Raw genomic sequence first — 17,229 nt, 5'->3', positions numbered from 1 at the left:
TTATGATTAGACTGATCTATTTTATTTTTATTTTTTTCGTTAGTTTTGGATGCCAATCAAAAAATGCACTGAATCAAGAAGTATGGAATCGGTTAGGATTTGTTCTTCCCGATGGCCACAGTTTAAACCCACAATTTTGGTCTGAGAAAAAGTCGGTATTATACTTTGGATTTTCACATTGTCCAGATATGTGCCCACTAACATTGACAAATTTTGGTAGGGCCTCATTGATATTGGGGGAACGTGCTAAAAACTTTCAATTTGTATTTATTACATTGGATCCTGAAAGAGACTCTCCGGCTACTTTAGAAAAGTATGTAAAAAACTTTCCCAGCAAAAATTTAACTGCTCTCTCTCCGAACGTTGAAAGTTTAGAGACTTTGACAAAAATATTTGGAATTGTGAAAGAAAAGGTTGGAGAAGGAAATTCTTACAGGATTGATCACTCCAATTTTATTTATGTATTGGATCAAAATCAGAAAACCATCAAAACATTTCCAGGTGGGGTATCTGGAAATGCACTTGCAACTGAACTTAGGAAGATATCTGAACTTTAGAAGTTAATATGATTTCGATTTCTGTTCTTGTTCCTTCTGGATAATTTTTTGTAATTTCAAAGCTAAAGTCAGTGTAAAGATTTTTGAGTCTTTCTTTGATGTTTCCTAAAGAACGACTCATTAACTTTTGTTTGTCTGATAATAAATCATCTGAAATTCCTGTTCCATTATCGTACACAACAAAACTAAACACTGAATCTTTGATCATCTTTGCATGAATGAATAATTGGAATTGTACAGCTGACGTACTTCTAAATCCATGTTTAAATGAATTTTCAATGATAGGTTGTAACAACAAAGGAGGTAAAATAACGGAAGAAAAATCCCCAGTTTTTTTAAAGTCTATTTGAATTGTATCATAAAATCTAAGTTTTTGTAAGTGTAAGTAGTCTTCTAAAAAATTCCACTCCTCTTCGAATGGAATCCAATCTCTGTCTGTTCTGTCAGAAATAAAACGGTAATTATTGGCAAGACTCATGATCGCATCACCAATGAGTTCTGGTTTGATTTTGTGTAATGCATGAATTGTATTCAGTGAATTAAACAAATAATGTGGATTCATTTTTGTTTGTAATGTTTTTAACTGACTTTCTTTTAGAGTTTTTTCAGCTTTTAGTAAATCTTCTTTGTAGAGTAAGGCTTTTTGCCTGTCGTTAAACAATGTTCTTTCCAAAGCAAATCCTTGCGAGATCACTCCAAATAAAACACCCCAAAAAACAATTCCTGAAGGAGAAGTATCATTGTATTTGATTGCTAAAAATATTTCTAGAATCACTAAGAATAAAGTAATACTAAAACCAATGAAGTGACCAAGTGCTTCCTTACTTCCTTTTTTCCAAGCTTCATACGTGATAAAAATTGGTCCCAAGATATTGATCAAATTGAATAAGATAAAAAAACTGCGAGTACTGATGAGAAATGAATGAGAAATATCCGAAAACGGAAGGGAAAATACTAGTATAGTTGTCAGTGAACAAATAAAAACATCAATGTAGATTAGGTAATCTAACGCTTTGAATGATCCACTTCCGAACAATCTCCTAACACCTGATAACATTGGTATAAATACAAAGTTGGCAGAAATAATAGATAAAACATATAATGTTTGGGTATTGGTAAATAGGTAACGAATAAATTCATTTGAGGTTAATCCTAAAATTCCAAAACATAGAGAAAAAGAAGAAAAATCTAGGAGTATGTTGTATTGTTTTTTGTATTCAATAAAATAGACTAACGCACAAATGATTCCAATCATCATAAAAAATGAATGAAAAAAGATGGTGGTTAAATTTTTTAAAGCGATCTCTCGGTAAAGGGCAGTTTGTTTTCCGATTAAATTGTCAATAATGGTGATAGAAAATAGAATACCTTTTTTATGAAATAATCGTAAATAATAGTATTGTGATTTATCCTTTGGGATTTTTACCCAGGAAAACTTAGATTGGAAAATATTTGGTAAATACTGTGTATCCTTAAATTCTCCGTATTTAAAAATGGATTCACCAAATTCATTAAAAATTTCAATGTTTAATCCTGCATGTTCTAGTAGGAAATGTAGTTCTTCATTTTCAATCGTTGAAAAAGATTTTGATCTTAGCCAAATGTACTCTGAATCCGTAATTCGTTTGAATTCCTCGTCATTAATCCAACCCGATGAGGATAACCAATACACTTTATGCATTTTCTGAAAGTCAATTTGGCCGGAATCATCTGCTGGAATATCTCCAACAAAATAATCAGCATTTTCAGATAAGTAGTATTCGGAAATCGAATTGTCTTTAGGTTTTAAAAGTGAATAAACATAAGAAGTAATCGAAACAGAAGTAATTAAAAACAATAAGCAAATTGATAGATATGGTTTTTCTAAAAATTTGCCTATTGTAATTCCCATTTAAGTTAGTCTTCAAGTGAGAAAGTGATCGGCAAACGATGCGCCATTTTTTTGGGTTGGCCTTGCACATAACCAGGGCTAAAACGTACTCTTTTAATCAGTTTTAAAGCAGCTTCATCAAAACCATACCCAGCTCTTCCGGATACAATTTTTGCGGATTGTAGACTTCCGTCTTCATTAACTTGGACAAGTAGTACCACTTGTTTTTCCATTATGTTCGCTGCTTTTGCTTGAGGTGGAAAGTATTCCTTTAAATCAAAGTCGATGATAGCAGTCGGCATTTTGTCTCCATTAAATGAAAACAAATAACCATCCTTGTCAGTGCCGTTCCCAGATAATTGATTTGGATTGATATCAGAATTGTCTGGTTCGTCCGCCTTATCTTTGTTACTTCCTTCAACCCATTCTTGTTTTTCAATAGGTGCTGGTGAAGATGTGCCTCCAATTAACTCTGGAGGAATCTCTTCAAAATTTACATCTACATCCTCAAAAGCAGAATCTTCTACAACTTCATCCCCTCTGAGTTGGCTGATTCGATACCCTGCATAAGTTGCGGTATGAATGAATAAACTTGCAGCCAAACAAATATGAAAGACACGTTCCTTATTTTGTTTGATAGAAGATTTGAACTTAACTAAGAGTTCAACAAAACGATTCATTTTTTTACACTGAGGGCGATTTTTGTCACTCCGGCTTTTCGGATGATTCCCATCAGCTCCGTAATTTTTCCATAAGGCAAACTCTCATCAGCAGATAATGTCAAACGCATGTTAGGTCTAATTTTGGCTTCTCTTTCTAAGTTTCGAACAAGGCCTGTTATATCAGTGTCTTTTCCTTCTAAAAGAATGGCACCTGTTTTGGTTATTGCTACTTGAACTGATTCCGCTACGTTTGGATCGGCAGCTTGCACTTTTGGTAGATTAATATTTAAACTTTCTTTTTTTAAGAAGTTTGCTGTTACCATAAAAATTACGAGAAGAACTAAAATCACGTCCACCATGGGAGTGATATTGATACTTCCGATTTCTTCGTCTTGTGGTCCTGATGCTCCAGCCATAATTATACCTTTGTCTTATTCATTTGATAAGAGAGTAGTTCTTTTTTCAAAATTTCAAGGTTTTGCAAAATCACCTTTGCTTTTCTGGAAAAGTAATTATTTGCCATTACCACAGGAATCGCCACAGCAAGACCAGCAGCCGTTGCAAGGAGTGCAGTTGAGATAGAACGCATCACAACCTCTGCACCAGAGCTACCCAGTGTCCCTAACCCATAGAATGCTTTGATGACACCAAGGACAGTTCCTAAAAGTCCGATAAAGGGAGCGTTATTTCCTAACGTGTTTAAAATTGGTAATCGTTTTTCTAACTCTAATTTCTCAGATAAAATTTGTCCTTCTAGGCTTTCATCTAGACCTTTACGTCCGAGTTTTAATTGTTTTAATGCAAATTGAATGAATCGGTTGTAAATTGATTCTTCTCCCGCATCCGTTTTCCAATGAATTTCAGGTTCTTCTTGGAGTGAGTTTCTAACTTCAGATAAGTAATCTTCATTTTTTTTACCCAAAGTTTTTTTATAGTAAATAAGTCTTTCGGCAAACACAGCGAGTGCAATAACACTTGCTACTCCCATAGCAACAAAAACTAATTCTTCACCTAATTCTACATATTCCTGCATGTTAATCTCCGTCTTGAATGTTATTAAATAAAAAATACAAAGGGATTTGATCGTTTGATATTTGATTGTTTGTCGTACCAAAACAAGATCGCAAACAAGCAGTAGCAGTTGGACTTGTAATACTTGCTTCGATCAGTGCAGTAAAACTTAATTGTCCACATGTTCCCGCATCTGTTTTAGTTTTCCAATCAGTCGATTGGCAATTAAAAGAACAAGTTTGCGCGATGCTAGATAAATTCTTATACAATGGACTCGTGATTAGACCTTGGCAGGTTTGTGTTTTTACTGTCGCACTGGTTGACGTAAAACTTGCCCCTACTGCAGTATAATTGGCTTGGAAACAAAGATCTTTGTTTGTGATCATTGATTCACAGGTTTCTTGGGGGGCATTTGGGGTAGCCAAGTATTGAAGTAATAATGTTTCTTTATATGAATCTTCAAATTTTTTATCTTCGGCACAATTGATAAAGATAAGTATGACAACTAAAAAAGGTAAAAATTTCATTAGAAATGTACCTCCATACCTACGTTGAAAAATGGAATTACGGTTCCACCAGGTAATTGTAGAGTTCCGAAAGTATCGTTTTCTCTTGGATTTGTAGCAGAGAATGGTTTGGAATTATCAAAATCGTATCCATTTTTGTTTTTACGCATATATACGTTTACAATTTCTAAATACCAGTTTAAATATCCCCACGAATAATTTTCAAAAACATCAAATCGAACATCTAACCTGTGATAATCGGTTCCCCTTTTGACATATCCATATTCTGACGTGTATGGATTGTTGGAATACTGTGGATTCCAATAGGTTAAACCATTTAATGGGTTAGAAAATCTTCCACCATCATCACCTACGATAGGTCTGGAAGGTAATGAAGTCAAGTAACTCCATCGACCACCAATTTGGTATCCTTCATTTACTCTCCAACCATAAATTACGTTTGCAACATGAGTACGGTCCCAAGGTGCTAACTGTTCCACTGAATTTGGAAAATAAGCTGCTAAGATTTTTCTTTCGATCCCACCAACTTGAGTTGTATCACCATCATAAATCTGATACAAGTTAGAATTTTGAAAGGATTGTGACCAAGTATAGGAAATCCAACCGAACCAGTCACGAGTTCCAGGCCTTGCATTTTTGCGGATGAGTAATTCATAACCATGTGACCAACCAGAAGCTCTGTTGGAATAGTTTAGGGGACGGTTGGCTACAATAGGTTGTGATAACCATCGTGATTTATCGGGATTTAATCCAACAGGAGTAGATACATATGGATCATCTATGATTGTATCAGTGAATTCGTTTTTAAAAAACTCTGCTTTCACTTGCCATACTTGGTCAATTTTTTGATCAATCCCTGCACTTATTTTCCTTGCACGTTCGAATCTTAAATCAGGGTTACCTGTTTCTGAGTTAAAATTTGTAGTCAGTGGAAAACGAGATACATCTCCACCACTTCCATAAATAGTCATACCCTTCCCAACTTCGGGAAAAGTATAGGAAGCAGTTGCTCTTGGGGTTAAAGCACCGTTCCCAGTCACTTGCACATAGTCATACCTAGCACCAGGTTCGAATAAGAAGTTTCCGAATTTAAAATGTAACGTAGTATAAGCGTTGTAATATGGTGATTTACCTTGGATATTGATTGGTCTTCCCACAAAATCAGGATTCGCAGAATTATAAGGGTTAGGTGATGGGTTTGTTGGGTCTCTGAGTGCAACTTCGGTTCCATAATCTCGGAAGGAAAATCTACGCACTTCGGTTCCGAAATCAACTTTTAGGAATTTTGTTGCTGTCCAATAAGCATCTTGCCTAACACCAACATAACTTCCTCTTTGGTATTGTTTCCCTTGAATGGAACCAACGCCAACATTGTATTCACCAATTGGATCGAAGTTGATTAATGTGATTCTATTTTGGAATTTATCTCCAGGAATCCAAGTATAACGGAGTGCTGTGGTTCTAAAACTTTGTCCGAAACTTGCTTTTGCGCCTCCAAGTAACGCAAGTTGCGACGAAGTAGGATCGTTTGCTGGTTTGTTAGGAACATTGATAGCAAAGTTATCTTGTGCTGTTAAATTATAAAAAGAAATTTGGTGTTCAGGTGTAAAGTTATGAACATATTTGATCTGCGAATCATTGTACCTCGGTAAACGGATTCCTTCAGGCAATAGTCCACTGGCACCTAAAGTTTTATCGAGGTAACCTAATTTTCCTGCAATTGCCAAATAACCCTTTCCACCTGATGTTGGTGTTGCTGCATACGCGGTTGTGTTCCAGAGAGATACTTGGAATGCGCCTTTTGTTTTTTGGATAGAATCAACAGTTTCTATTTCGATAATACCACCAGTCGCATTATTGAAGTTTGCTGGATATGCCCCAGAATATAAGTCAATTGATTTGATTAAATCATTGTGTATTACAGACGTTAGTCCATCTAAGTGAAACGGGTATAAGATAGGTAAATCATCATAAAGATATGTATTCGCAGCAGGATTTGCCCCACGTACGATGATTCCATTTGCACCACCTCCAAAGCCAATGTTAGGTATCACACCTGGTAATGTTTCTAAGGCTCTTAATGCCTCACCAAAAGTACCTGGCATACGTTTGATTTCATCGTATCTAACTTTTGTCCTGGAAGCTACAGTTTTTTCTCTTTCACCTTCGACTACAATCCCTGACTTAGGTGCTGTCGATTTTTTTTCAGTATAAATAGTTCTTGATTCATCTTCATTACCAACTGAAATTCGAATCTCCTGAATTCCAGTGTCACGTAACAAACGTAATGTGTATTCTCCAGAAGAAGGGAATTCTAATGTAACATTACCTTCGGCATCTGTTTGTGCAAATTTTTTAGTTTCAAAAATTAGTACAGAAAGGTTTTTTTCCGCTATTTCCTTTTTAGGATTAATCAGTTTTGCTTTGATGCTGACTGCATATGCAGGGAAACCCGATAAAAGAAATAGAATCGCAATCAGAATTGAATTATTTAATTTGAACTTTGCTGATTTCATTGAAGTTTAAATACCATGGGATATCGCCCGTTTCTTTTTCGAGATAAATGAGAGTACAAACAAGAGGGTATCCTAAAAAAGGACATTCTGTTCGGGTAATAGCTATCGTACAAAGATCTAAATTTCTTCGGATAGGTTTGTTTACGATCACAAGTGGAGGATTGGGAAGTGGATTTCCACATTTCTCCGAGGCAAATTTAGCCGCCGCATACACTTGGCTCTGAGCATCGCTTGTTTCCACACGATCAACACCAGATCCACAATTAAATATCATGAAAAAGGTAAATGATAGTATTCCTAAGTGAACCTTCATTTACTCTCCTTCTGAATCCCTGGAGTATCTTCTTCCAGTTGACCAACTACATCTGCGGTAACGATAACAACAGTCACCAGGCCTAAAGGAAAATATGACTTGTCTTCTCTTTGTATTTTGATATTGATTAGAGTTTTGCCAGTAGGATATTTTTCCAAAATTTGACTCATCGCCAATTCTACATTAGGTGCTTTTGTAACTGGGATCATTCCTAATAAATAAAATGCTGAATCTTGACCAGTTCCCTTTCCTAAAATTTTAAATTCTGTTGATCTGACTACTGTTGCGGAGTCGTATAGATGGATTTCCTTAGGAACATGTGAGCCAATACAACCTAGTAATTGAAACGACATTAATAGAAAACTAACTGGTATTAACTTTTTAAAAATCATATCCAATTACTCAATTTACTTTTTTAACTTCGTTGGAGTTTGTGAGTTTGTAAATTTTACCAAATCACCTTTGATATTAAATCGATATCTGGTAATCGGTCCAAAAATCGATTTATCATTCCAATACCGAATATTCACAAGGGCGTCGCCTGATTCTTCTTCCATAACTTTCTCGTATAAATCGGCGACTGGAGGTTGGGTAATGGGCAATCCAAAAAGTACAATGTCAAATGCATACCAAGTAAAGGTTTTATCTACAGTTTTGATTGTTTCGTAGGGAGTATTCGGGATCGGTTTGTTACTTGTGGCAATTCCTACTGAGGATGAGGCACAATTGGATACAAAAGATAAAAATAAAAAAGAGAGAACCAATAAAATAATTTTTTTCACAAGATAACTCCGTCCATGTTCATTTCGCATGCGGGTTGTTAGAGTCAATGGAATAATTCGTAGTTTCTTTATTCCCTACTTGAATGGGAATGAACGCTACTTATACGGGAGTGAATTAAAAAAATTAGAGTTTTAAGGCTTCTTTGAGGGACTGTGCATAAGAACGTCCAACTGGTAATGTTGTCTCATCCTCATTTTTGAGTTGGATAGTATAGGAACCACCCTTGTCATATCGTAAACATGCCACATAACTCAAGTTCACTAAAAAACCTTTATGGATTCTAATGAATTGAGAATTTGGCAGTTTTTCTTCGATTTCTTTCAGTAATTTTGGAGTTTCATAATCTTTTTGCGTTGTGTGGATCACGCAACTTTTGTTATTTGCTGAAATAAATTGAATGTCAGGGAATGGTAACAAAAATACCGCTGAATCAGACTGGATTTTTAAATGGATTTGGTTTTTGTTTTCTTCGGGAATTGTTTGTTTTGATTCCTGTAAAAATCGAAGAGCTTTTTCTACTGACTTTCGAAATCTTTCAAAAGAAAATGGTTTTAATAAATAATCTGTAGCCTCTAAATCAAAGGCTTCTACCGCATGTTCACTATAAGCGGTAGTGATCACAAAAAATGTAACTTGGGAGCGATTGGATCTAAGGATATCCATACCGTTGATAACGGGAAGATTGATATCCATAAATACAATATCAAATTTTTTCTCAGTCAAAAGTGAGTTTGCTTTGTCACCACTTTCAGCAATTCCAGCTAACTTTAATTCGGGACAATTCATCACATAATCCATCATTAACATCCTAGCTGGATATTCATCTTCAATGATTAATACTGAATAAGGTGCCGATTCCATATAAATAATTAAATTATATCAACAAAGAAAAAGGTGACATCGTCTTTCAATTCTGCATCAGAATATTTAGTAATTTGAACAACTATTTCTTGCGATAATGATTTGATGTCTTTGTTTTTACCTTTCTCTAATAAATCAAGAATTTTGCCTTCACCAAATAATTTATTTTCTGCTCTAGCTTCTGTTACTCCATCCGTAAAAAAGAAATACCGATCACCTTTTTGAATTTGGTGTTTCCATTCAGTGAACGTAAAAGTTTCCTTCCATCCGATGATCGGACCTTTGATGCTCATAAATTCAAACGATTTGCGAATTTTGTTGTATAAAATTGGATTTGGATGCCCTGCAGTAGAAAATATAATTGTATTTTCTTTTGTATCAACTAATGCACAACATGCGGTAATAAAATAACGACTCACTAGAGAAGTGAGTGCTTGGTTCATATGTTCCAAAATTAGTTTTGGAGAGTGAATGGATTTGGTGGATTCACGAAATTGCACTTTTACCATTGATGATACAAAAGCGGCTGGAACACCATGCCCAGCAACATCTGCGATGAGTAAAATTAATCTATTTTCATCCAACTCAACCCAATCATATAAGTCTCCTCCAACTTGCCTCATTGGCAAATAGGTTGTATGGATCCGAATCCCTTTAGTATTCGGATGATTTTTTGGTAACAAATAACTTTGGAGTTGAGATGCAAAAAATAAGTCTTGTTCGAGATCTTGGTTTTTTTCGCGGAGTTCGATGGTTCTTTCGCGGACTCTTTCTTCCAAATCTTTTGTGAGAATCGAAAGTTCTGATTCGTTTTTTGCATTTCGATAGGAAATGGCGACACCAGAAAGAATCATTAGAATTAAAAATCCATATTGAGTTAGGTATATATTTTTACCAGAAGTAACATCAATAATGATATCAAATGTTGCTCCAATACAAATACAAACAAAACCTACTGATAAAAAGTAAGCTTCCGTTTTTTTGGCTCGTGCTGCTCGAATCACTGCTCTTAATACAAAAAAGACTACTAGTAAAAGTGTAAATTCCCAAATCCTCAATAACAAAATTCGAGTAGGTAATTCAATATCCCAAGTTTGGAAAAATGCAACGGAGATGAGAAAAATTACTAACAACCGTTCTTTTAAATAGAGTTTGTTTTGGAAAAGTGAATAACTAAATAAAAATATGGAAACTGGCAATAATGTTTGCGACGTAAAAAATACTTTTAACCAAAAGAAAAAACTAAAATCTGTATATGTATAACTAATATTGAGTAAAGGCAGTCTCCACATAACAAAGAACAAAGTAGATAACAATAAGTAAAAATTTGTTTTAGCTTGGCGTTTCAACAGAATTGAAAAAATTTGATAAGCTCCAATTCCAAAAAATAACATGATAAAACAAAAATCCCTTCCATCTTCCAAGAGAATCAGTTCTTGTAATTTGTCATAATTTCCCATAACAGGGATTCTTCTGAAAATACCACCTTGGAATGTTTGGTTTCGAAAATGGATTTCGATTTTTAATTGGTTTGGAGAATTTTCTTTGAGTACTTCATTGGGAATGTAATAAAGTCGTTTGTAATACCAATTGGGAAGATAAGAACCATCGGGTAAAATTTTACCTGTTTGACCCAGTGAGATTCCATTCACTATGAGTGTGTCTATCTCCTGGACACGGTCTAAGTAAATACCTAGAGGTTTTTTGTTTGGTTTGAATGTAAAAGTGGTTTCATAATAACCGTGAACAGGAGGAAGAAATCCTTGTGAGGAGAGACCTTTTCCTACTTTGATGGGACGTGTGGTTTCGCTTGAGGTAAATGTCCAATTTTCAGTGAGAGATACGATCGTATCAGCACTGATGCTAACAGGTTCTGCTACGAGGGAAAGGATCGTAGAGAAAAAAATTGGGAAAAAAAATGAGAGAATTCTCATTGCTATCCGCTAAAGATATTGTAGTTTGAAGGGAATGCAAGTTCAATTTTGGATTAAGCCATGAAAGGATCGTTTTTTTAAGGAAATTTATGACAATTACTCAACTTCGATACATAGTAGCTTTAGATCAGTTTAAGAGTTTTGCAAAAGCCGCCGAACATTGTTTAGTTGCTCAGCCTACTTTAAGTTTACAGATCCAAAAAGTAGAACAAGAACTTGGTTTTGATTTATTTGATCGAAAAAAAAATCCTATCATCACAACAAAATTAGGTAAAGAAGTTGTCGAACAAGCAAAATCAACTTTGAAGGAAGCTGACAAATTATTTGAAATTGCTGGTCAATGGAAAGATGAACCCGCAGGGAATATATCACTCGGTATCATACCGACAGTGAGTAATTATTTAATACCATCGATTTATAAAAAGTTACAATCTGAATTTCCGAAAGTTAATTTTCGAATTTCTGAATTACCAACACTTACCATCATTGAAAAATTGGAATCGGAAGAGATTGATTTAGGAATCCTTGCAACTCCACTCAAAATTTCCAATATCGTTGAACACCAACTTTATTATGAACCATTTGTTGTATATTACCCAAAGGATGCAAAAGAGAAATCTACTTCAGTTTCAATGAAGCATATTGAAAAGTATCCATTATTGGTTTTAGGAGAAGAACATTGTTTTCGCCACCAATCTTTGAAGATTTGTAATCGGAATGCTTTAGCAAAAATTGAAAGTGGAAGTGTTGAAACCTTAAAGCGGATGGTGGATATGGGGATTGGAGTTACCTTATTACCAAAATTAGCAGTTGATAAGGTTTCGGAACGAATAGTTCCTTTTCAAACACCTGAACCAGCAAGAGAAATCAGTTTGGTATATAAAAAAGGATTTTATAAAACAAAAATCTTAAATAAACTTACAAATTTAATTCTGAGTGTGATCCCAAAAGAGTACCATAAAAAAGAGAAATTCAAAGTCATTGGGGTGTCCATAGGCCAAGATTAGATCCGATCAATCATTCTCATAGTTTTTATAAATTAGATCATTTATAACATTTATTTTACAAATGATCTAAAATGGACTATATTCTTCTTAACAAGAAAAGGAGAATTTTGAATGTCCAATATCAACACACAAATTCCAGACTTTACAACGGAAGCTTTTCACAACGGTGCCTTTAAAAAAATTAGTAAAAAAGACGTACTTGGAAAGTGGTCTGTTTTCGTTTTTTATCCAGCAGACTTTACCTTTGTTTGCCCAACTGAACTTGGTGATGTAGCAGATTATTACGAAGAACTTCAAAAGATGGGTGTAGAAGTATATTCTGTTTCAACAGATACTCATTTTGTTCACAAAGCATGGCATGAAGCAAGTGACACAATCAAAAAAATCAAATTCCCAATGTTAGGTGATGCCTCAGGAAAAATCACAAGAGGATTCGGAGTTATGATTGAAGACGATGGTCAAGCACTCAGAGGAACATTCGTAGTGAACCCAGAAGGAGTCATCAAAACTGCTGAGATCCACGATCTTGGAATCGGAAGATCAGCGGAAGAGTTGGTTCGTAAAGTACAAGCTGCTCAATATGTTGCAAACAACGACGGAGAAGTATGTCCTGCAAAGTGGAAACCAGGTAATACAACATTGAAGCCAGGTCTTGACTTGGTAGGAAAAATCTAAATAAAATTAGGCGGGTTTTACCCGCCTAAACTAGGAGGAAGTTATGTTAGATGAATCAACAAAACAACAAGTAAAACAATATTTTGAAAGAATTAAAAACCCGATAACAATTCAATTGTATTCTGGTGAACATGAAAAAAGAGAAGAACTTGTTAGTTTTCTAAATGATATTTTGTCATTGAGTCCACTTATAAAACTTGAAAACTCAAATGATTTGTCTGATGGACTCCGGTTTTCCATATTGTCGAACGGTAACCCAACAGGAATCCATTTTTCTGGAATCCCAATGGGCTACGAATTCACATCTTTTATTCTAGCGATCCTACAATCAGGTGGAAATCCGATCAAATTAGAAGAAGGGATTTTGTCCGCCGTTTCGAAGTTAAATGGTGAATTTCGATTTGAAACCTTTATATCTCTAGATTGTCATAATTGTCCAGAGGTTGTGCAAACCTTAAATAGTTTTGCCTTGGTGAACTCTAACATTTCTCACAATATGATTGATGGCGCGATGTATCCAGACTTGGTAAAAGAAAGGAATATCCAAGGAGTACCTGCTGTTTACTTAAATGGGGAACGGTTCCTAAGTGGAAAAGCAGAAGCATCTGTTATCTTTGATAAACTTTTGGAATTATATTCCGTTCCTTCCGCAATTGATTCGAACGAGGAAATGGAAAGTCCAAAACAAATTTATGATGTTACCGTAATTGGCGGTGGCCCATCGGGAGTGACTGCTGCAGTTTACGCAGCAAGAAAAGGATTGAATACCCTTGTCATTGCAGATCGATTGGGTGGGCAAGTAAAGGATACATTGGGTATAGAAAATATCATTTCTATTCCTTATACAACAGGTCCAGAACTAACTCATGTGTTAGCTGATCAGCTTGATAAAAATCAGATTAAGAAAAAAGAAAATGTACGAGTACAAAAGATTGAACCAGGGCAAATCAAAATCATTCATTTGAATACAGGTGAAAAAATCCATACAAAAACAGTTATCCTTTCAACAGGTGCTAAGTGGAGAGAACTGAATGTGCCTGGTGAAAAGGAGTATGTTGGCAAAGGAGTTGCATACTGTCCCCATTGTGATGGTCCATTTTTTAAAGATAAAGATGTGGCTGTTGTTGGTGGTGGTAACTCTGGAGTGGAAGCAGCTCTTGATCTCAGTGGGATTGTAAAATCTGTCACTTTGGTTGAGTTTGGTGATAAATTAAACGCAGACAAAGTATTATTAGATAAAGTGGCTAGCTCGCCCAATATAAAAACTCTAATTAAAGCGCAGACAACAGAAATCCAAACTGGCGAAGATAAAGTGACAGGATTAACCTACAAAGATCGATCGACAGAACAGATTTCTACAATTCCTTTAGATGGTGTATTTGTCCAAATTGGACTTGTACCAAACAGTAGTTTTGTGAAAGATTTAGTTGCTACCAATCGGTTTGGAGAAATTTTGGTCGATGAAAAATGTAAAACCAATGTGGATGGCATATTTGCTTGTGGAGATGTTACCAACACTCCCTACAAACAAATTATCATTGCCATGGGAGAAGGTGCAAAAGCAGCAATTAGTGCTTTTGAGTATCTTTTACACGCGGCCTGAAGTTAACCATTTTTCAACAGTTTCATACAGGTAGGCGGCGGAAATTGGTTTGGTCAAAAAATCATCCATTCCAGATTCCATCGCCGAATCTTTAACAGAATAAAACGCCCCTGCTGTTAAAGCAACAATTGGGGTTTTTTTGATTTGATCCTTTTCTAATTTTCTAATTTCAATTGTGGCAGTGTATCCGTCCATAATTGGCATTTGTAAATCCATTATGATAAGATCAGGTTTTTTGATTTGAAATTTTTCTAGTGCATCTACTCCATCTACCGCATAACGCAAACTAACATTAGGGTATTTTTTTTGTAATAATTTGGATAATAGTTTACGATTCAATTCATTATCTTCTACAACTAGGATATCATTCTGAAATTCTGGTTTTTGGATTTTGGTTATTTCGTCGTTTGTTGAAGGTTTTTCAATGAATATAGATTTAGCAGTCTCTCCGATGGATTTCGATTCTAATTTCAATGTAAAACTAAACTTACTACCTACATTTAATTCACTTTTAATGTCGAGTTGTGAATTCATTTTTAATAATAGTTCATTCGTAATTGATAATCCAAGTCCAGTGCCACCGTACTTTCTTGTAATGGATGTATCTGCTTGCGAAAACGTGTCAAAGAGTTTTGATTTAGAATTCATGTCGATTCCAATTCCTGTATCAGCTACTTCAAACTCAATGGTTACAATCTCTCCAATTTTTTCTTTTTGAATGATTGTTACGTTCACGGAACCTTCATGGGTAAACTTAATAGCATTGCCAATTAAATTAGATAAGATTTGACGTATTCGTAATGGATCTAATGCAAGATAGGTTGGCAAATTTTCATCGATATTTAACTGTAATGCGATTCCTTTAGTAGCTGCCGAAACTTGAAATAAATCTACCGTTGATTGTGCTAAATCCTTCAGATTTGTACTAATGGATTCAAATTCAATTTTGCCAGAGTCAATTTTAGAAAAATCAAGAATTTGATTTACTAACTCTAATAAACTTTTTCCTGATAAAAATATATTTTTTAGATATTCTTTTTGTTCTTCTTGTAGTGGAGAATTGAGCAAAAGTTCAGTAAAACCAATGATTCCATTTAGCGGAGTTCTAATTTCGTGACTCATATTTGCCAAAAAATTACCCTTCGCTAAATTCGCAGCCTCAGCTAATTCCTTTGCATGACGTAATGTATACTCTATTTTTTTTGTTTCTGTAAGATCTGTATTAGAACCTAACATTCGTATCTTGTTTCCAGACGCATCTCTTTGGATATAACATCTAGATAATACATGAACGTAATTCCCTTTACGTTTTTTCATTTGGAAAGTAAATTCAAATGTTTCTCTTTGTGAGGATAATATATTCTCTAAAAATTCACTTACCCAACCTACATCGTCAGGATGGATCAAACTTTGCCAATATCCTATTGGAACATTTTCGGGTTTTTCATTATTGCCAAATTCCAACCACCACCTTCTAGAATAAATAACTGTATTATTGATTAGATCCCAGTCAAACCATCCATCGGAGCTAACCTCTAATATAAGCGAATATCTTTCATTATATTCTTTAAGTGCATTTTCAGCTAATTTTTGTTCTGTAATATCTTTACTGGCACCTACAATATATTTAAATTGTCCATCAACTTCAACTGGTGTGAGTTCTGTGATCCAAATTTTTTTTCCTGCAGGCATCGCAAAACTCTCTTCGTAAGAGATAGTTTTTTTAGCTTGGATTGCTCTTTTAAAATTATTGATAACTACATTTCCAACTTCTTCCCCTAAAAGTTCAATAGGAGTTTTTCCTTGGATCATCGTCTGTGTGATCCCGGTTGATTTTTCATAAGCTAAATTGATACGTCGGATGATAAATTGTTCAGTTTCCATCAATTCAATTAAAAACATGGAATCTTGAGTACCATTAAAAATGATGTTATTTTCGAATAATAGATGTTTGGCGTCAACTGACTCATCTGCGAATAAGTTTTGTAACGGAAGTAAATCAGAAATATCTGTAACTATTCCATCAATACGATACGAATCATTTAATGGATTATGAATTAATCTTCCTCTGCATTCAATGTATTTGATTTGATTATCCTTGGTTAAAATTCTAATTCTAAGACGAAATTTCTTATTTTTGCGAATCGATTTTAGCGCGTGTTTGATTAAGTTTCTATCATTCTTATAAATAAAATTTTGCCACGATTGTTTGTTTTTTAAAAAATACTCACTATCATAACCTGTGAGTATCTTAATGGAAGGACTTGTATAAAGAATTTCTAATTTTGGATATCCTATCGAAAACACAATATCCTCAAAATCTGACAATATTTGGATTTCGAGGGAAGGGTGAGTTGCCATACTTTCCATGGGACGAAAAAAATTCGGGAAAGATAGTGTTTTTACAAACTGTACTATTGTTTTTGGATGAGAAAAGGTAAGGCGAGTGATGGCGCAAATTTTGGATAACTCATACCTAATAATGTACCATCACTTAAAACTCGAAATTCATCCACAATAAATGGCCAAGGGAATGGTGCTTCATTTGTATAACGTAAAAATAAAGAAGTTTGGCCATCAATTGGTGATTTTTCCAAGGATACCAACATCCTGAATTTTTCTTGGAATGTTGTCTCACCAGATTGTAAAAACAAGTTTGTTGCCGTTTCATTCCCACGAAAGGACTTGCCCCACCAATTTCGAAAATGCAAATATTGTAGTCCAGTTTTGGAAGTCCATTGAAACCATTTTGGACCTAACCATTGGATTTGAAAATTTCCGGTAGGTATGGAAGACGGCGCATTTAATGATCGGTATTGTTTTTTGTAAGCAAAGAGTGACATCACCATTAATCCAAAGTAATAATTTTGAAAGCATAGCGAATTTCAGGATAACAGAAAAAAAAATTGG

General features: G+C 34.8%; 17 protein-coding genes. 4 read left to right on the top strand and 13 right to left on the bottom strand.

Annotation, left to right across the window (positions count from 1 at the left end):
- The first annotated feature begins 2 nt into the window (after nt 1-2).
- Nucleotides 3-557, top strand: coding sequence for an SCO family protein (locus ND812_RS00925; RefSeq protein WP_265373868.1), 555 nt, complete (start codon nt 3-5; stop codon nt 555-557).
- Here ND812_RS00925 and ND812_RS00920 read toward each other — a convergent pair.
- The 11 genes from ND812_RS00920 to ND812_RS00870 all read right to left on the bottom strand — a co-directional run bounded on the left by ND812_RS00920 (nt 535) and on the right by ND812_RS00870 (nt 11,034).
- Nucleotides 535-2,448, bottom strand: coding sequence for a sensor histidine kinase (locus tag ND812_RS00920; RefSeq protein WP_265373867.1), 1,914 nt, complete (start codon nt 2,446-2,448; stop codon nt 535-537). The genes ND812_RS00925 and ND812_RS00920 overlap by 23 nt on opposite strands.
- A 5-nt stretch (nt 2,449-2,453) precedes the next feature.
- Nucleotides 2,454-3,107: an energy transducer TonB gene (locus tag ND812_RS00915; RefSeq protein ID WP_265373866.1), complete on the bottom strand. Its 654-nt coding sequence runs from the start codon at nt 3,105-3,107 to the stop codon at nt 2,454-2,456.
- The gene (locus ND812_RS00910) at nt 3,104-3,505 is read right to left on the bottom strand and encodes an ExbD/TolR family protein (RefSeq protein WP_100728042.1); all 402 of its coding nucleotides are present in this window, start codon (nt 3,503-3,505) and stop codon (nt 3,104-3,106) included. The genes ND812_RS00915 and ND812_RS00910 overlap by 4 nt, the downstream gene beginning before the upstream one ends.
- 2 nt (nt 3,506-3,507) lie before the next feature.
- A complete protein-coding gene (locus ND812_RS00905; RefSeq protein WP_265373865.1) occupies nt 3,508-4,122 on the bottom strand; it encodes a MotA/TolQ/ExbB proton channel family protein in 615 nt (204 codons plus the stop codon).
- A gap of 1 nt (nt 4,123) precedes the next feature.
- Nucleotides 4,124-4,627 carry a hypothetical protein gene (locus ND812_RS00900; protein WP_265373864.1) on the bottom strand — a complete coding sequence of 168 codons (504 nt, stop codon included), beginning with the start codon at nt 4,625-4,627 and terminating at the stop codon, nt 4,124-4,126.
- Nucleotides 4,627-7,143 (bottom strand): TonB-dependent receptor plug domain-containing protein, encoded by a 2,517-nt coding sequence (locus ND812_RS00895; RefSeq protein ID WP_265373863.1) that lies wholly within the window; start codon nt 7,141-7,143, stop codon nt 4,627-4,629. The genes ND812_RS00900 and ND812_RS00895 overlap by 1 nt, the downstream gene beginning before the upstream one ends.
- Nucleotides 7,115-7,417, bottom strand: coding sequence for a hypothetical protein (locus ND812_RS00890; RefSeq protein WP_265375882.1), 303 nt, complete (start codon nt 7,415-7,417; stop codon nt 7,115-7,117). The genes ND812_RS00895 and ND812_RS00890 overlap by 29 nt, the downstream gene beginning before the upstream one ends.
- Nucleotides 7,418-7,452: 35 nt before the next feature.
- On the bottom strand, nt 7,453-7,848 hold the full coding sequence (locus ND812_RS00885; protein WP_265373862.1) for a hypothetical protein: 396 nt from the start codon (nt 7,846-7,848) through the stop codon (nt 7,453-7,455).
- 15 nt (nt 7,849-7,863) lie between these two features.
- Nucleotides 7,864-8,238: an LIC20211 family lipoprotein gene (locus ND812_RS00880; RefSeq protein ID WP_265373861.1), complete on the bottom strand. Its 375-nt coding sequence runs from the start codon at nt 8,236-8,238 to the stop codon at nt 7,864-7,866.
- Nucleotides 8,239-8,362: 124 nt separating this feature from the next.
- A complete protein-coding gene (locus tag ND812_RS00875; protein ID WP_265373860.1) occupies nt 8,363-9,100 on the bottom strand; it encodes a LytR/AlgR family response regulator transcription factor in 738 nt (245 codons plus the stop codon).
- Between the two features lie 8 nt (nt 9,101-9,108).
- The gene (locus ND812_RS00870; RefSeq protein WP_265373859.1) at nt 9,109-11,034 is read right to left on the bottom strand and encodes a PP2C family protein-serine/threonine phosphatase; all 1,926 of its coding nucleotides are present in this window, start codon (nt 11,032-11,034) and stop codon (nt 9,109-9,111) included.
- An 89-nt stretch (nt 11,035-11,123) separates the two neighbouring features.
- Between ND812_RS00870 and ND812_RS00865 the strand changes: the two genes are divergently transcribed.
- The 3 genes from ND812_RS00865 to ahpF all read left to right on the top strand — a co-directional run bounded on the left by ND812_RS00865 (nt 11,124) and on the right by ahpF (nt 14,319).
- Nucleotides 11,124-12,041: a hydrogen peroxide-inducible genes activator gene (locus ND812_RS00865; RefSeq protein ID WP_265373858.1), complete on the top strand. Its 918-nt coding sequence runs from the start codon at nt 11,124-11,126 to the stop codon at nt 12,039-12,041.
- A gap of 111 nt (nt 12,042-12,152) precedes the next feature.
- The gene (gene ahpC, locus ND812_RS00860) at nt 12,153-12,716 is read left to right on the top strand and encodes an alkyl hydroperoxide reductase subunit C (protein WP_100744043.1); all 564 of its coding nucleotides are present in this window, start codon (nt 12,153-12,155) and stop codon (nt 12,714-12,716) included.
- Nucleotides 12,717-12,759: 43 nt separating this feature from the next.
- Nucleotides 12,760-14,319, top strand: a complete 1,560-nt coding sequence (gene ahpF, locus ND812_RS00855) for an alkyl hydroperoxide reductase subunit F (protein ID WP_265373857.1) — start codon at nt 12,760-12,762, stop codon at nt 14,317-14,319.
- Here the strand turns inward: ahpF and ND812_RS00850 are convergent.
- Complete coding sequence (locus tag ND812_RS00850; protein ID WP_265373856.1) at nt 14,305-16,680, bottom strand: PAS domain-containing hybrid sensor histidine kinase/response regulator; 2,376 nt, start codon at nt 16,678-16,680, stop codon at nt 14,305-14,307. The two genes, ahpF and ND812_RS00850, sit on opposite strands and share 15 nt — an antisense overlap.
- A gap of 53 nt (nt 16,681-16,733) precedes the next feature.
- Nucleotides 16,734-17,162 carry a hypothetical protein gene (locus ND812_RS00845; protein ID WP_265373855.1) on the bottom strand — a complete coding sequence of 143 codons (429 nt, stop codon included), beginning with the start codon at nt 17,160-17,162 and terminating at the stop codon, nt 16,734-16,736.
- Nucleotides 17,163-17,229 lie beyond the last annotated feature (67 nt).

This window comes from Leptospira limi (assembly GCF_026151395.1).
GTDB lineage: Bacteria > Spirochaetota > Leptospiria > Leptospirales > Leptospiraceae > Leptospira_A > Leptospira_A limi.
Note: the sequence above shows the minus strand (reverse complement) of the source record. Positions and strands in the feature narration are given on the sequence as shown.

Coding starts and splice junctions, on each gene's coding strand:
- ND812_RS00925 (WP_265373868.1), top strand. CDS start 3: ATGATTAGACTGATCTATTTTATTTTTATTTTTTTCGTTAGTTTTGGA.
- ND812_RS00920 (WP_265373867.1), bottom strand. CDS start 2,448: ATGGGAATTACAATAGGCAAATTTTTAGAAAAACCATATCTATCAATT.
- ND812_RS00915 (WP_265373866.1), bottom strand. CDS start 3,107: ATGAATCGTTTTGTTGAACTCTTAGTTAAGTTCAAATCTTCTATCAAA.
- ND812_RS00910 (WP_100728042.1), bottom strand. CDS start 3,505: ATGGCTGGAGCATCAGGACCACAAGACGAAGAAATCGGAAGTATCAAT.
- ND812_RS00905 (WP_265373865.1), bottom strand. CDS start 4,122: ATGCAGGAATATGTAGAATTAGGTGAAGAATTAGTTTTTGTTGCTATG.
- ND812_RS00900 (WP_265373864.1), bottom strand. CDS start 4,627: ATGAAATTTTTACCTTTTTTAGTTGTCATACTTATCTTTATCAATTGT.
- ND812_RS00895 (WP_265373863.1), bottom strand. CDS start 7,143: ATGAAATCAGCAAAGTTCAAATTAAATAATTCAATTCTGATTGCGATT.
- ND812_RS00890 (WP_265375882.1), bottom strand. CDS start 7,417: ATGATATTTAATTGTGGATCTGGTGTTGATCGTGTGGAAACAAGCGAT.
- ND812_RS00885 (WP_265373862.1), bottom strand. CDS start 7,848: ATGATTTTTAAAAAGTTAATACCAGTTAGTTTTCTATTAATGTCGTTT.
- ND812_RS00875 (WP_265373860.1), bottom strand. CDS start 9,100: ATGGAATCGGCACCTTATTCAGTATTAATCATTGAAGATGAATATCCA.
- ND812_RS00870 (WP_265373859.1), bottom strand. CDS start 11,034: ATGAGAATTCTCTCATTTTTTTTCCCAATTTTTTTCTCTACGATCCTT.
- ND812_RS00865 (WP_265373858.1), top strand. CDS start 11,124: ATGACAATTACTCAACTTCGATACATAGTAGCTTTAGATCAGTTTAAG.
- ahpC (WP_100744043.1), top strand. CDS start 12,153: ATGTCCAATATCAACACACAAATTCCAGACTTTACAACGGAAGCTTTT.
- ahpF (WP_265373857.1), top strand. CDS start 12,760: ATGTTAGATGAATCAACAAAACAACAAGTAAAACAATATTTTGAAAGA.
- ND812_RS00850 (WP_265373856.1), bottom strand. CDS start 16,680: ATGGCAACTCACCCTTCCCTCGAAATCCAAATATTGTCAGATTTTGAG.
- ND812_RS00845 (WP_265373855.1), bottom strand. CDS start 17,162: ATGTCACTCTTTGCTTACAAAAAACAATACCGATCATTAAATGCGCCG.